This is a genomic window from Caviibacterium pharyngocola, from assembly GCF_002795405.1.
Classification (GTDB): domain Bacteria; phylum Pseudomonadota; class Gammaproteobacteria; order Enterobacterales; family Pasteurellaceae; genus Caviibacterium; species Caviibacterium pharyngocola.
Map to the genome: position 1 here is coordinate 19,529 of NZ_PHGZ01000003.1, position 14,372 is coordinate 33,900.

The window sequence follows — 14,372 nt, forward strand, 5'->3', positions numbered from 1 at the left end:
TCTTATGCACTCGAAAAATTCGCCTTTATCACGCCTAAGTTTGCGTAACCCGATTCATTTTTGTGCCCTCGGATTCGGTTCGGGATTAATGCACCCGGCGCCGGGCACTTGGGGATCGCTGGCGGCAGTCATATTAGGCGCGTTGTTGCAACCTTATCTCTCGCCCGTTTTATTTATTATTTTGACCGCACTTTGTTTCGTATTCGGTTGTTATTTTTGCCAAAAAACCGCCGATGATATGGGCGTGCACGATCACGGCGCTATCGTTTGGGACGAATTCGTCGGCATTTTTATCGTTCTTGCGGCATTGCCCGATTTTTCTTGGTATTGGTATCTTGCCGCATTCGGGTTATTTCGCTTTTTTGATATTTTAAAACCTTATCCGATTCGTTATTTCGATCAAAAATTGGAAAACGGATTCGGCATAATGATCGATGACGTGCTGGCGGCGATTTATGCAGTGATTGTTTTGCGTTTAATCGTGGCATTTGTTTAATTATGTTTACCGTATTACTTGTAAATTTAGCCGGCTTACTTAGTCCCGGCCCTGATTTTTTCTATATCAGTCGCAAAGCGGCGAGCGATACGCGCAATAATGCTATCGCCGGCGCATTCGGAATCGGCTTGGGCATCTTATTTTGGGCGGCGGTGGTTATTTTCGGATTATCCTTAATTAACCGCGCCAATAATTTGATTCAATATGTAATTATGTGCTTGGGCGGCGGCTATTTGGCGTATTGCGGCATTAAAATGTTGCGCGTCACGCAAAATGCTTTGCTGTCGGCTGGCAAACCATCGCACGCGCGGCGTAATCTCGGACAAGAAATTTTAAAAGGCTTGCTGATTAATTTAAGCAACGTGAAAGTCGTGGTCTTTTTTACCAGCGTATTATCCGGTTTTATGGCGAATATTGCATCGATTTCGGAAATGATCGCGATCATTTTTCTGCTCTGTTTAGAAACATTCGCTTATTTTACCTTGGTCGCTTTTTTGTTTTCACGCACGCCGGTGCGAAATTTTTATGCAAAATATAATCGATATATCGATAACTTTTCCGGCGCCGTGTTCTTATTATTCGGCGTGGAATTGATTTACTCGGGCATATCCGCAATCATCAACATCACATCTTAAAATGAGGAAACGATAATGACATTAAAAATTGCCGTAGCAGGCGCGGGCGGACGAATGGGTCGCCAATTAATTCAAGCGGTTCAAGCGGCGGAAGACGTGGAACTCGGCGCCGCATTCGAACGTCAAGGTTCTTCTTTAATCGGCGCGGACGCCGGCGAATTGGCGGGTGTCGGCACGCTGGGCGTGAAAGTTTCCGACGATTTGGCTGCGCAAAAAGATCAATTTGATCTATTAATCGATTTTACCCGTCCGGAAGGCACTTTGGCGCATATTCAATTCTGTGTCGAAAATCACAAAAAAATGATCATCGGTACCACCGGCTTTGATGACGCGGGCAAAGCGGCAATTCAAAGTGCGGCGGAAAAAACTGCGATTGTGTTCGCTTCCAATTTTAGCGTCGGCGTAAATTTGGTGTTCAAATTGTTGGAAAAGGCGGCGAAAGTAATGGGCGATTATTGCGATATCGAAATTATTGAAGCGCATCACCGTCATAAAGTGGACGCACCGTCCGGCACGGCGCTGTCAATGGGCGAGCATATTGCGAAAACCTTAGGGCGCGATTTAAAAACGCACGGCGTATTTTGCCGCGAAGGAATTACCGGCGAACGCAAACGTGATGAAATCGGTTTTGCCACTATTCGCGCCAGCGATGTAGTCGGCGAGCATAGCGTATGGTTTGCTGATATCGGCGAGCGGGTGGAAATTTCTCACAAAGCCTCCAGCCGAATGACTTTCGCAAACGGCGCGGTTCGTGCGGCAAAATGGCTAGCGCAAAAAGACACCGGATTATTCGATATGACGGATGTGTTAAGCTTAAATTCGCTGTAATTTTTAAAGTTCCAACTCCAAATCCTGCTCAACCTGACAGCAGCACAGCAGGATTTCATCGGGATTAACAAAGGCAAGGGGCGTTTCTTTATAGGACACCTTGCCTTTTCGCATTTTTACCCGACAAGAACCGCAATAACCGGCACGGCATTGGTATTCGTGATGAATACCGTGGCGTTCCAGATTCTCCAATAAAGAAAGCTGATTATGATGTTCGATCGTCAAATCGGAACGGAGTAAATAAATTTTCATTTCGACAAGCCATAAAAAGTGCGGTTATTTTTCTTCAAATAATGCGCAAAGTTTCGCTAAAACCAGAGGAAATTCATACCAGCCTTGACGATCTAAAAAATGCCCGCCTTGCGGCAAACGAATGTATTCGGCATTTAACAAGCGAGCGAGTTGATCGCTGTGAGAATGCGCCACCACCGGATCATCACAAGCGGCGATAACTGTCGGCGTGCGGCGAAAAATTTGCGCGAAATGATCGTGCGGCAGTTGTGCGAAAGCCGTAGCGAACGGCGTGAGTTCGGGTAAATTATCAAGCGGTTGATAAAAGCCAGAAACGAAAATTCCGCCGAGAATCGGGGGCAGATTATGCGTCGAATAGCGATCGGCTAAAAAATTTAACGTGGCGATACAACCCAAACTGTGCGCGACAAACAGGGTTTCTTCACTTAATTCGGTATGCGCGGAAAGATAAGCACGCCATTCCCGTTCGTTCGGCTGTGCGGAATTCGGCATTGCCAAGCTGTCGCAACGAATGTGACGGCGCTGCAATTCTCGGCTTAAATAAGGAAACCAATGGGAATTCGGTGAGGCGGTATAACCGTGAACGATATAAACTTGTTTCATTTTGTCTCGAAAAATCACCGCACTTTATGCGAAAAAGTGCGGTGAAAAATAAGTCGGTTTTTACAGATCGAAGTCGCCGAAATCGCTGGTATCGACTTTCGAATCGATTTGCCCCACAAGATAAGAACTTACTTCCACTTCTTGCGGCGCTACTTGTACATTATCGGAAACCAACCACGCATTGATCCAAGGAATCGGATTGGAACGCGCTTGGAACGGCAACGGCAAGCCGACTGCCTGCATACGGATATTGGTGATATATTCCACATATTGCACCAAAATATCTTTATTCAAACCGATCATCGATCCGTCTTTGAATAAATAATCCGCCCATTGTTTTTCTTGTTCCGCCGCAGCGACGAACAAATCATAGGCTTCTTGACGACATTCTTCGGCGATTTCTGCCATTTCCGGATCGTCTTGACCCGCCGCCATAATGTTCAAAATATGTTGCGTGCCGGTGAGGTGCAAGGCTTCATCGCGGGCGATGAATTTAATGATTTTCGCGTTGCCTTCCATTAATTGGCGTTCGGCAAAGGCGAAAGAGCAGGCGAAAGACACGTAGAAACGAATGGCTTCCAAGGCATTTACGCTCATTAAGCATAAATAAAGTTGTTTTTTCAAGTTGCGCAAGTTTACCGCGCATTCTTTGCCGTCAACCTGATAAACGCCTTCGCCGTACAAGCCGTAAAGTTGGCTGTCGCGAATTAAATCATCGTAATAAGCAGAAATATCTTTGGCCCGTTTAATGATTTCTTCGTTGGTCACGATGTCATCAAACACAATGGACGGATCATTGACGATATTGCGGATAATATGGGTGTAAGAACGCGAGTGGATGGTTTCCGAGAACGTCCAAGTTTCAATCCAAGTTTCCAATTCGGGAATGGACACCAACGGCAACAAAGCCACATTCGGGCTGCGTCCTTGAATGGAATCCAATAACGTTTGATATTTTAAGTTACTGATAAAAATATGTTTTTCGTGTTCAGGAAGCGCTTGATAGTCGATACGATCTTGCGAAACGTCCACTTCTTCCGGACGCCAGAAGAAAGAAAGTTGTTTTTCAATCAGTTTTTCAAAGGTTTCGTATTTTTGTTGATCGTAACGCGCGACGTTAACATTCTGACCGAAAAACATCGGTTCTTTTAATTGATCGTTTTTATGTTGGGAAAAAGTCGTATATGCCACAGCCTATTATCCTTTATTTTAAATAATTTACAAAAATTTGTGTTATCCCTAATAAATCAGATAAAAAAAACACTTCTAATAGAATTAGGATACATGGAATTATATATGGAAAAATGTATAAAAATATAAATTTGCAGAATAGCGCCATTCTATGTAGTCCAGTAATAGTGTATATATCACTTAAATCTAATTGTGCATAAATATAATCAGCTCGATTATGATTTTCACAAGATTCAACTAATTCATTATATTTTTCCGTGTATTTATCTAGTTCATTCATTAGAGCATCATCATTTGTTTTTGCTCTATGAGCCCTTATTTCACGGATTAAATTTTTAATTTTTACGCCACACGAGTCAAGCTCTTTAGCTCTAACTTCGTATTTAGCTGTCCCAATAATAGTGGAGTAAACTAAAACTGAAACAGCTAAAAATACTTGCACGATATTTAGAGTTTGAGAGCTAAACGTTTCTTCTTTTATGATCATACTCAGCATTGGGATTAATATTAATCCTAACGATAGAATAGTTGTTGTTATAAAAGAAATTTTACTAATGAAAAAAATCCTAGTAGAAGCATTGAATCTACTTTTTGATGTTATCTTCATCGTATTTAGTAATTTGTCTATAGGATCCGATATATATCTCTTTAGGGTTCAGTGAGAATATCCAATACCATGATGTTTTTAACATATCTAAAATTTTTCCATGCCAAACTCTAAATTTTACACGCACCGCCTGCGCAGCCGTCGTCCAAATCCTCTTGCGCGTCTTCCGCGCCGTCACGGGTGTTTTGGTAATAAAGGGTTTTTAAGCCGTATTTATATGCGGTGAGCAAATCTTTTAACAACACTTTCATCGGCACTTTGCCGTCTTCAAAGCGTTTCGGATCGTAATTCGTGTTGGCGGAAATCGCTTGATCGACAAATTTTTGCATAATGCCCACAAGGTGCAAATATCCGTCGTTGCTCGGAATATCCCACAGCAATTCATAATTGTCGCTTAAGTTTTCATAATCCGGCACCACTTGTTTCAAAATACCGTCTTTAGAGGCTTTCACGCTAACGTGTCCGCGCGGCGGCTCGATACCGTTGGTGGCGTTGGAAATTTGCGACGAAGTTTCCGACGGCATTAACGCGGTTAAGGTGGAATTGCGTAAGCCGAAGGTTTGAATATCTTTGCGTAAGCTTTCCCAATCGTAATGCAACGGTTCGTCGGTTAAACTATCGATATCTTTTTTATAGGTATCGATCGGCAAAATACCTTTAGCATAAGTGGTTTCGCCGAAATAATCGCACGCGCCGAGTTCTTTCGCCAAATTCATCGAGGCTTTCAATAAATAATATTGAATGGCTTCAAAGGTGCGATGCGTTAAATTGTTGGCGCTGCCGTCGGAATAACGCACGCCGTTTTTCGCCAGATAATAGGCATAGTTAATCACGCCGATTCCTAAGGCGCGACGAGCAAGCGAACTGCGTTTCGCTGCAGCGACAGGGTAGTCTTGATAATCTAATAAGGCGTCTAACGCGCGCACGGCGAGATCCGCGAGATTTTCCAATTCATCCAAATCGTCGATTTTGCCCAAGTTGAACGCGGATAGCGTACATAAAGCGATTTCGCCGTTTTCATCGTTAATATGTTCCAATGGTTTGGTCGGTAAGGCGATTTCCAAACATAAATTGGATTGACGAATCGGCGCCACCGCCGGATCAAACGGCGAATGGGTATTACAGTGATCCACGTTTTGAATATAAATTCGTCCGGTTGACGCGCGTTCTTGCATTAATAACGAGAACAATTCCACTGCTTTTACCGTGCGTTTACGAATGTTCGGATCTTGTTCGTATTGTACATAAAGCTGTTCGAATTTTTCTTGATCGGCAAAAAACGACGCGTACAGCCCCGGCACATCGGACGGGCTGAATAAGGTAATATCGCCGCCTTTAATCAGACGTTGATACATCAATTTGTTTAATTGAACGCCGTAATCCATATGACGCACGCGGTTATCTTCCACGCCTCGGTTATTTTTTAACACTAATAGGCTTTCCGCTTCCAAATGCCAAATCGGATAATAAACCGTCGCCGCACCACCGCGCACACCGCCTTGCGAGCAGGATTTTACCGCGGTTTGGAAATATTTATAAAACGGAATACAACCGGTATGGAAAGCCTCGCCGCCGCGAATCGGGCTGCCTAGCGCGCGAATTGCACCGGCATTGACACCGATTCCCGCGCGTTGCGAAACATATTTCACAATCGCCGAGGCGGTGGCGTTAATGGAATCCAAACTGTCGCCGCATTCGATTAATACGCAAGAACTGAATTGACGCGTCGGCGTGCGCACTCCGGACATAATCGGTGTCGGCAGAGAAATTTTGAAGGTGGACGTAGCGTCGTAAAAACGGCGAACGTAATCCAAACGGGTTTCCGCCGGATAATTGGAAAATAAACTGGCGGCGACCAATAAATATAAGAATTGCGCCGATTCGTAAATTTCGCCGGTAACGCGGTTTTGTACCAAATATTTGCCTTCAAGCTGTTTCACGGCGGCGTAAGAAAAGGTCATATCGCGCCAGTGATCCAAAAAGCCGTCCATTTTGTCCCATTCTTCGCGGGAATAATCGGTTAATAACGCCGGATCGTATTTTCCCATTCGAACGAGTTTTTTGACGTGATCGTATAAACGCGGCGGATCAAAATGTCCGTAAGCTTTTTTACGCAAATGGAACACGGCTAAACGCGCCGCTAAATATTGGTAATCCGGCGCGTCTTTGCTGATCAAATCCGCTGCCGCTTTAATGATCGTTTCGTGAATGTCCGAAGTGCGAATGCCTTCATAGAATTGAATGTGGGAACGCAATTCTACTTGTGAAACGGAGACGTTATCCAGCCCTTCCGCCGCCCAAGTAATGACTCGGTGAATTTTGTCTAAATCGATAGGTTCCGATTTTCCGTCACGTTTAGTGACCATCAACGCTTTATTCATAGATGATTCCGAACAGTTAATGAGTAATATTAAAACACAATATATAGGTATAATCTTAAAATCCGGTACAAGATAATGTGTTCTAGAAAAAACTTCAAGAACAAAATTTTACGCGAATAATGTTGACAGGAAATAACTTACTTATAAATAAGAAAAAAATGTGTCGGCGTTAAAATTGTATTATTAAAATTTGTGCAGTAGATCAAATTTTGTAATCTTTGATCTATATCAGTTAAAGTGCGGTAAATTTTTTTCACAAAATTGACCGCACTTTTAAGCCTAGCGATAAGATAAAACTTCAACGGAATCGTGCAGGCGAATAATGCCGTGATTTAATGGAATTAAATTAATACCGAAAAGCGGTTTGCCTTCTTCGTTGGCATTGATTTTTTTCAAGGTGCGGAAGGGTTCCATTTTTGCATCGATCTCTTTAGTTTGCGGATCACGCGCGGTTAATACGCAGCGTTCGCAAGGTTTAGTATGCAAAAAGGTGACCTCACCGATACGAATTTTATCCCAAGTTTGTTCGGCAAAAGGCACTTCGCCGTCGATCACGATACTCGGGCGAAAGCGATTAATCGTAATGGGACTTGGACAGGCTTGCTGCAGAAAATCGAAAGATTGACGCGTACATAACAAAAGCGGGTAGCCGTCGGCGAAAGAAAGCGGCGTGTCCGGATAGCGTTTTATGCGGCGTTGAGAATGTTCGCCGAGCCAACGTAATTGCACCGCGCGTCCTATTTTTTCGCTAAACCAGTGGTTGATTGTTTCCGGTGCGACGAAAGCGGCAAACTGATTTCCCCATACTTCACATTCGCTTTGTTGTTGAAAATCTTGATAGCGCACGAAAATTACACTGCCGTCGCGGTGATGAACTTGCAATCCAAGCGGCACGGGAAAGGCGGCGAAATCGTAAAGCGCGCCGTCTTTGCGCGCGGTGATGAATTTTCCGTCCGGCTCGGTCAGCATAAATTCGCGATCAAAATTCAAGCCTTGCGTTTGCACGACGGCTTGTTCGACGCCGTAAGCTTGCGTAGATTTTATCGGGTAAAGATAAATATGTTGTAATTGCATTGTTAATCCTGATAGAGACCGAGATAAAGTCGATTTTCAAATTGTACTAGCGGCGCGCGTTTGGTTTTGCTTTCCAAATCGCCGGTAGAATAGCCGTTGATAAACTGTACGAAAGCAATGCGTTCGCCGCGTTCGTTGGTTAAGAAACCGGCAAGATTATATACGCCTTTAAGCGCGCCCGTTTTGGCGGTGATATTTTTGACCAACGGTGGATTAATCATCGAACCGCGCCCGCTTAATGTGCCGTCCACGCCGGCGACGGGAAAGGTTTCCAATAAATGCAATTCCGAATCGTTTTGTGCAATGTATTCCAAAGCTTGCAACATTGTTTGCGGCGCAATTAAATTATGGCGGGATAAGCCGGAACCGTCGGCGATAATGCTGTTGCCGAATTTGATTTTCGCTTTTGACGCCAAAATTTGTCGCATTGCCAAGGCGCCTAATTGGAAGGACGCCGGACGTTTATAATATTGATATGCGATGGTGCGGAATAAGGCGTCGGCAATTTGGTTGTCGGATTTTTTCATCATTTTTTTCAATAAATCCGGCAAAGGTTTAGAAAAGTGTTGCGCCAAAATTGTGCCTTGCTGCGGTTGATGCGGCTGGCGCACAACGCCGTCGAATTGAATACCTAAGCGTTTGAGTTGGCGTAAAATCGTCGCGGCGGCATAAGCGTCCGGATCTTGCACGGCAAAACTCAAGCCGAAAGGTTTGGTTTGGCGGGCGATACAGCCTTTGATTTGATAGCGGTTATTGTCGTGCACCACGGCATCCAGCTGGCAATAAGGCGCTTCTTCTTTCGACGCAACGCGCACTTGACCGAACACTTGAATCGGAAATTGCGACGGCACGTTGAATTTGACGTTTTCGCCTACCGGCTGATTGGCGTCTAAGTCCACATAAAAACAGTTATTATCCAAATTTACTGCGGCGGGCGGCGAATTAAAACACATTGTCAAGTCGTTCCAAATCCAACCTAAACCGCGATCGTGTCCGACGAAAACAGAGGTATCTAAGATCAAATCGCCGTTGATTTTATTTACGCCTTGTGTTTTGAGTTGCGCCAACAAATTATAAAGTTGTCCGCTGGTTAAATCCGGATCGCCGCTGAATTTGGCGATTAAATCGCCGTTCAGTGTGCCGTTTTGAATTTTTCCGTTGGTGAGCAGGGTAGTTTCGAAACGAAATTGATCGCCTAGCGCCAATTTGGCGGTTAATGCGGTAAATACTTTTTGCGTGCTGGCGGGCAGCATAAAGGTTTGCGGATTAAATTCGGCGATAACTTGATTTTGATTGAGATTTTTTGCAATAAAGCCGAGGGAAGCGCCTTCCGGCAAAACCGGCGCGATAGGATTGACATCCAGCACCGCTGTGGCATTAAAAGCTTGAGTGAATCCGAGAGTAAGAAGTCCGAGTTTGACGACTGTCGATAATTTATACATAAACGATGGTGAAGGTTGCTATTTTTTTTCAGACGAACAATAATAGTACCTGAACGAACGAGAGTAAAATAGTTTCTCGTTAAAATAGAATTAATTTAAACTTCGGCAGGATGAATCATTCTGCCGTCGTTTTGTTTTTATTTAAAAAAGGACGAATGTTATTTATGCAACAAATTCCTATGACCGTACGCGGTGCGGAACAATTAAGACAAGAATTGGATTTTTTGAAAAATGTCCGTCGGCCGGAAATTATTAAAGCGATTGCCGAAGCGCGCGAACACGGCGATTTGAAAGAAAATGCGGAATATCACGCGGCGCGCGAGCAGCAAGGTTTTTGCGAAGGGCGTATTCAAGAAATCGAAGGAAAATTATCGAATTGCCAAGTAATTGATGTCACTAAATTACCGAATAACGGCAAAGTGATTTTCGGTGCGACGGTGGTGTTGCTAAATACGGCGACCGAGGATGAAGTGACCTATCAAATCGTGGGCGACGACGAGGCCGATATTAAACAAGGGTTGATTTCCGTCAATTCGCCGATTGCGCGCGGTTTAATCGGGAAAGAAACGGACGATACGGTCAATATCGTGACACCGGGTGGCACGGTGGAATTTGAAATCGTTGAAGTGGAATACAAATAGAAACGAAATTCGAATCGGCGACGGATCATAATAACAAAAAAGTGCGGTCAAAAATCACCGCACTTTTTTCGCTAAATCGCTTTTTAACGGATTACTTTTTCGGTAACTGAATTTTGGCTTCGTCACTCGGACGGAAAAGCACGAGAATATGTCCGATGGTTTGCACTGCGCTGGCTTGGGTCTCGCGCACAATAGCGTCGATGATTAACTGTTTGGTTTCACGTTCCGCGCCGGCGATTTTCACTTTGATCAATTCGTGATGATTTAACGCGTTGTCGATTTCGGCAAGTACGCCTTCGGTTAAGCCGTTCGCACCGAGCATAACGACAGGATTAAGGTGATGTGCCAAACCTTTTAAAAATTGTTTTTGTTTAGTTGATAATGTCATTGATTTATTTATCCTAAATAATAAGAAAAGTGCGGTCGTTTTTATAAAAAATAATAAAACCGACTTGAACAGGCAAATTTTAACCTCATATTGAGAAAACTACCACAGAATTTAAAAATTATGGGAAAGAAAAAACGTTCGGCGAGTTCGACTCGCTGGTTAAATGAACATTTTAAAGATCCGTTTGTCCAAAAAGCGCATAAGCAAAAACTGCGTTCGCGCGCTTATTTTAAGTTGGATGAAATTCAGCAAACGGATCGCTTGTTTAAACACGGAATGACCGTGGTGGATCTCGGCGCCGCGCCCGGTGGTTGGTCGCAATATGCGGTGAGCCAAATCGGCGCAAAAGGTCGCGTGATTGCGTGCGATATTTTGGAAATGGATCCCATTGTGGGGGTGGATTTTCTGCAAGGCGATTTTCGTGACGAAAACGTGCTAAACGCCTTGTTAACGCGTGTGGGCGAAGCGAAAGTCGATGTGGTGATGTCCGATATGGCGCCGAATTTCAGCGGAATGCCGTCGGTGGATATTCCGCGCGCGATGTATTTGGTCGAGCTGGCGTTGGATATGTGTAAGCAAGTCTTGGCGACAAAAGGTGCGTTTGTCGTGAAAGTTTTTCAGGGTGAAGGGTTTGACGATTACTTAAAAGAAATTCGTTCTCTTTTTAGTGTTGTGAAAGTTCGTAAACCTGAGGCGTCTCGTGGTCGGTCCAGAGAAGTTTATATCGTTGCAACGGGTTACAAATATTAGCGATAGATTTGATAGCTTTAAATTTTAATCCGAATATAGTAATCTTGTAACAAATTGTTAACTAAATAAAAAACGAGGTCAAACCTTGAACGATATGGTAAAAAATTTAGTCCTTTGGGTGGTTGTCGCTGTCGTGATGATGACGGCATATCAAGGATTTAACAGCAGTTCCGGCGGAAATTTAACCGATTATACGACCTTTATTACCGATGTCGGTAATGATCAGGTTCGCCAAGTTCGCTTTGAAGACAGCGAATTGGTGGTGACGAAATCCGACGGTTCCAAATATTCGACCGTAATGCCGATTTACGACGATAAATTGTTAAACGATTTATTGAATAAAAAAGTGAAAGTCGAAGGAACACCGCCGGAAAAACGCGGACTCTTATCACAGATTTTGATCTCTTGGTTCCCGATGGTGTTATTGATCGGCGTGTGGTTCTTCTTTATGCGTCAAATGCAAGGTGGTGGCGGCAAAGCGATGAGCTTTGGTAAAAGCCGCGCAAAAATGCTGACCAAAGAACAGATTAAAACCACTTTTGCCGATGTGGCGGGTTGTGACGAAGCGAAAGAAGAAGTGGGCGAAATCGTCGATTTCTTACGTGATCCGTCAAAATTCCAAAAACTCGGCGGTAAAATTCCGAAAGGGATTTTAATGGTCGGTCCGCCGGGAACAGGTAAAACCTTATTGGCAAAAGCTATTGCCGGTGAAGCGAAAGTGCCTTTCTTTACCATTTCCGGTTCCGATTTCGTGGAAATGTTTGTGGGTGTCGGTGCCTCACGTGTGCGCGATATGTTCGAACAAGCAAAGAAAAATGCGCCTTGTTTGATTTTCATCGACGAAATCGATGCGGTCGGTCGTCAACGCGGTGCGGGTCTTGGCGGCGGTCACGACGAACGTGAACAAACCTTAAACCAAATGTTGGTGGAAATGGACGGTTTCGAAGGAAATGAAGGCGTGATCGTGATTGCGGCGACCAACCGTCCGGATGTATTGGATCCGGCATTAACCCGTCCGGGGCGTTTTGACCGTCAAGTGGTCGTCGGTTTGCCGGATGTGCGCGGACGCGAGCAAATTTTAAAAGTGCATATGCGTAAAGTGCCGGTTGCGCCGGATGTGGATCCGATGACTTTAGCGCGTGGTACGCCGGGCTATTCGGGGGCGGATTTGGCAAACTTGGTGAACGAGGCAGCATTATTTGCCGCACGAACCAACAAACGCGTGGTGACGATGTTGGAATTCGAAAAAGCGAAAGATAAGATCAATATGGGACCGGAACGCCGCACGATGATTATGACGGAGAAACAGAAGGAATCTACCGCCTATCACGAAGCGGGACACGCGATTGTCGGTTATTTGGTGCCTGAGCACGATCCGGTGCATAAAGTAACGATTATTCCGCGCGGTCGTGCCTTGGGCGTAACCTTCTTCTTACCGGAAGGCGATCAAGTCAGCATTAGCCAGAAACAGTTGGAAAGTAAATTATCCACGTTATATGCCGGTCGTCTGGCCGAAGATTTGATTTACGGTGAGGAAAATATTTCCACCGGCGCGTCGAATGATATTAAAGTTGCTACTAATATTGCGCGTAATATGGTGACGCAATGGGGCTTCTCGGATAAATTAGGGCCGATTCTTTATTCCGAAGACGAAGGCGAAGTGTTCTTAGGGCGTTCGATGGCGAAAGCGAAACATATGTCCGATGAAACCGCGCATACGATCGATGAAGAAGTGCGTGCGATTGTGACCCGAAATTATGACCGCGCCCGTCAACTATTGGTTGATAATATGGATATTTTACACGCGATGAAAGATGCGCTAGTGAAATATGAAACCATTGAAGAAGTGCAAATCAAGCAATTAATGAATCGCGAACCGGTTACACCGCCGGCAGGGTGGGAAGAAAGCGGCTCGGCGAAACAACAAGCCTCGGAAACAGTGAAACCGGAAACGGACAATGAGAAAGCGGAAACGAAAAGTGCGGTTGAAAATTCGAAAGAATCCGATTCCGAATAATTACCGCTGCGCGATTTGATCGTGCGTTAAAATCAATGAAATCACAAGGTTGATTAGGCTATTTTGCCGGATCAGCCTTTTGTTTTGTCTGCTTTGAGAGAATACCCATTTTCTAGCGATAGTTAAAACGGACAAAATAATTGCTAAAACAATATATTTAAAAATATTATTATCGTTGATTATATGAATGATTTGCTATTCAGTAAAAATTGGAGCGGGAAACGAGGCTCGAACTCGCGACCCCGACCTTGGCAAGGTCGTGCTCTACCAACTGAGCTATTCCCGCGTTGAGGTGTTTTCGAATTAAAGATTTGAGATTGGAGCGGGAAACGAGGCTCGAACTCGCGACCCCGACCTTGGCAAGGTCGTGCTCTACCAACTGAGCTATTCCCGCATTCGCCATCTTAAGCAAGACAACGAAGCTTATTATACGAAAAATTTTATCCTAGGCAAGAACAAGATTAAAAAAATAATGCGCTTGCCTATATATTCGACAGATTGTCCGTTATTTATCAGTCAGATTGATGAAATGTGTTCGATAATACGCCAATTCGGCGATAGACTCACGAATATCGTCCAATGCTAAATGGGTATTTTGCTTCTCGAAACCTTTTAATATTTCCGGTTTCCAGCGAGACGCCAATTCTTTTAGCGTGCTGACGTCTAAATGGCGGTAATGGAAATAATCTGCTAATTCCGGCATATAATTGAATAAAAAACGTTTATCTTGCGCCACGCTGTTGCCGCAAATCGGCGAAGCGCCTTTTGGCACCCATTTTTTTAAAAAATCAAGGGTTTGCAATTCAGCCGCTCGCTCGGTGAGTTTACTAGCGCGTACACGTTCGACCAAACCGTTCGCCGTATGGGTTTTCACGCACCAATCGCTCATTTTATCGAGCAGTTCGTCCGATTGATGAACGGCTAACACCGGACCTTCCGCCAAAATGTTTAAATCTTTATCCGTCACGATGGTGGCGATTTCGATAATGCGTTCTTTATTCGGATCCAAACCGGTCATTTCCAAATCGATCCAAATAAGATTTTGTTTATCTAATTGCATAATATAA

The 14,372-nt window shown here is 44.3% G+C and carries 15 protein-coding genes and 2 tRNA genes; 6 read left to right on the forward strand and 11 right to left on the reverse strand.

Annotation, left to right across the window (positions count from 1 at the left end):
* Positions 1–4 precede the first annotated feature (4 nt).
* From CVP04_RS00545 to dapB, 3 genes are read left to right on the forward strand one after another with little or no spacing between them, the layout of a single operon-like run.
* Positions 5–496, forward strand: coding sequence for a phosphatidylglycerophosphatase A family protein (locus tag CVP04_RS00545; RefSeq protein ID WP_100295577.1), 492 nt, complete (start codon positions 5–7; stop codon positions 494–496).
* Between the two features lie 2 nt (positions 497–498).
* Positions 499–1,131, forward strand: a complete 633-nt coding sequence (locus CVP04_RS00550; protein WP_100295578.1) for a LysE family transporter — start codon at positions 499–501, stop codon at positions 1,129–1,131.
* Positions 1,132–1,146: 15 nt separating this feature from the next.
* Positions 1,147–1,959: a 4-hydroxy-tetrahydrodipicolinate reductase gene (gene dapB / locus CVP04_RS00555; protein WP_100295579.1), complete on the forward strand. Its 813-nt coding sequence runs from the start codon at positions 1,147–1,149 to the stop codon at positions 1,957–1,959.
* 3 nt (positions 1,960–1,962) lie between these two features.
* Here the strand turns inward: dapB and yfaE are convergent, their stop codons facing one another.
* The 7 genes from yfaE to dacB form a co-directional block, all read right to left on the reverse strand.
* Positions 1,963–2,211, reverse strand: a complete 249-nt coding sequence (gene yfaE, locus CVP04_RS00560) for a class I ribonucleotide reductase maintenance protein YfaE (RefSeq protein ID WP_100295580.1) — start codon at positions 2,209–2,211, stop codon at positions 1,963–1,965.
* Positions 2,212–2,235: 24 nt separating this feature from the next.
* Positions 2,236–2,814 (reverse strand): RBBP9/YdeN family alpha/beta hydrolase, encoded by a 579-nt coding sequence (locus tag CVP04_RS00565; RefSeq protein ID WP_100295581.1) that lies wholly within the window; start codon positions 2,812–2,814, stop codon positions 2,236–2,238.
* Between the two features lie 60 nt (positions 2,815–2,874).
* Complete coding sequence (nrdB, locus tag CVP04_RS00570; RefSeq protein ID WP_100295582.1) at positions 2,875–4,005, reverse strand: class Ia ribonucleoside-diphosphate reductase subunit beta; 1,131 nt, start codon at positions 4,003–4,005, stop codon at positions 2,875–2,877.
* A gap of 13 nt (positions 4,006–4,018) precedes the next feature.
* A complete protein-coding gene (locus tag CVP04_RS00575; protein WP_341476043.1) occupies positions 4,019–4,645 on the reverse strand; it encodes an SLATT domain-containing protein in 627 nt (208 codons plus the stop codon).
* A gap of 77 nt (positions 4,646–4,722) precedes the next feature.
* On the reverse strand, positions 4,723–6,993 hold the full coding sequence (gene nrdA / locus CVP04_RS00585) for a class 1a ribonucleoside-diphosphate reductase subunit alpha (protein ID WP_100295585.1): 2,271 nt from the start codon (positions 6,991–6,993) through the stop codon (positions 4,723–4,725).
* A 279-nt stretch (positions 6,994–7,272) separates the two neighbouring features.
* Positions 7,273–8,067, reverse strand: a complete 795-nt coding sequence (locus CVP04_RS00590; RefSeq protein ID WP_100295586.1) for an MOSC domain-containing protein — start codon at positions 8,065–8,067, stop codon at positions 7,273–7,275.
* Between the two features lie 2 nt (positions 8,068–8,069).
* On the reverse strand, positions 8,070–9,509 hold the full coding sequence (gene dacB / locus CVP04_RS00595) for a serine-type D-Ala-D-Ala carboxypeptidase (protein ID WP_100295587.1): 1,440 nt from the start codon (positions 9,507–9,509) through the stop codon (positions 8,070–8,072).
* A 164-nt stretch (positions 9,510–9,673) separates the two neighbouring features.
* Here dacB and greA point away from each other — a divergent pair, with 164 nt between their 5' ends.
* Positions 9,674–10,150, forward strand: a complete 477-nt coding sequence (gene greA / locus CVP04_RS00600) for a transcription elongation factor GreA (RefSeq protein WP_100295713.1) — start codon at positions 9,674–9,676, stop codon at positions 10,148–10,150.
* A 91-nt stretch (positions 10,151–10,241) separates the two neighbouring features.
* On the opposite strand, the gene yhbY is transcribed toward greA, so the two are convergent.
* Entirely contained in the window at positions 10,242–10,538 is a 297-nt protein-coding gene (gene yhbY, locus CVP04_RS00605; RefSeq protein ID WP_100295588.1) for a ribosome assembly RNA-binding protein YhbY, read from the reverse strand.
* A 120-nt stretch (positions 10,539–10,658) separates the two neighbouring features.
* Between yhbY and rlmE the strand changes: the two genes are divergently transcribed.
* Positions 10,659–11,288: a 23S rRNA (uridine(2552)-2'-O)-methyltransferase RlmE gene (gene rlmE, locus CVP04_RS00610; RefSeq protein WP_100295589.1), complete on the forward strand. Its 630-nt coding sequence runs from the start codon at positions 10,659–10,661 to the stop codon at positions 11,286–11,288.
* Positions 11,289–11,382: 94 nt separating this feature from the next.
* Positions 11,383–13,305, forward strand: a complete 1,923-nt coding sequence (gene ftsH, locus CVP04_RS00615) for an ATP-dependent zinc metalloprotease FtsH (protein WP_100295714.1) — start codon at positions 11,383–11,385, stop codon at positions 13,303–13,305.
* 210 nt (positions 13,306–13,515) lie between these two features.
* Here the strand turns inward: ftsH and CVP04_RS00620 are convergent.
* From CVP04_RS00620 to orn, 3 genes are all read right to left on the reverse strand, one after another.
* A tRNA-Gly gene (locus tag CVP04_RS00620) sits at positions 13,516–13,591 on the reverse strand.
* A 32-nt stretch (positions 13,592–13,623) separates the two neighbouring features.
* Positions 13,624–13,699, reverse strand: a tRNA-Gly gene (locus tag CVP04_RS00625).
* 111 nt (positions 13,700–13,810) lie between these two features.
* On the reverse strand, positions 13,811–14,365 hold the full coding sequence (gene orn, locus CVP04_RS00630; RefSeq protein WP_100295590.1) for an oligoribonuclease: 555 nt from the start codon (positions 14,363–14,365) through the stop codon (positions 13,811–13,813).
* Positions 14,366–14,372 lie beyond the last annotated feature (7 nt).